General features: G+C 58.1%; 1 pseudogene. It reads right to left on the bottom strand.

Annotated features, from left to right (window positions below):
• Positions 1 to 227 (bottom strand): annotated as a pseudogene (locus AUR66_RS22850) (cell division control protein Cdc6); the annotation flags it as partial.

Raw genomic sequence — 227 nt, forward strand, 5'->3', positions numbered from 1 at the left:
CGGCCTTGCGGAGTAGGGTGATCGCACGTCGGGCGTCACCACCATCCTGTCGACCGAGTGCAGCACACAGCGAAATCACGCCATCCTCGATTGCGTTTTGGTGGAACGCGATATCGGCACGCTGTTCGAGGACCTTCTGAAGTTCTCCCGTCCCGTACGGTGGGAACGAAATCTCGGTTTCACACAGTGACGACTGCACCTTTGCATCGAGTTGCTCTCGGAACGTC

The sequence above is a fragment of the Haloferax profundi genome (assembly GCF_001469865.1).
GTDB classification, from domain to species: domain Archaea; phylum Halobacteriota; class Halobacteria; order Halobacteriales; family Haloferacaceae; genus Haloferax; species Haloferax profundi.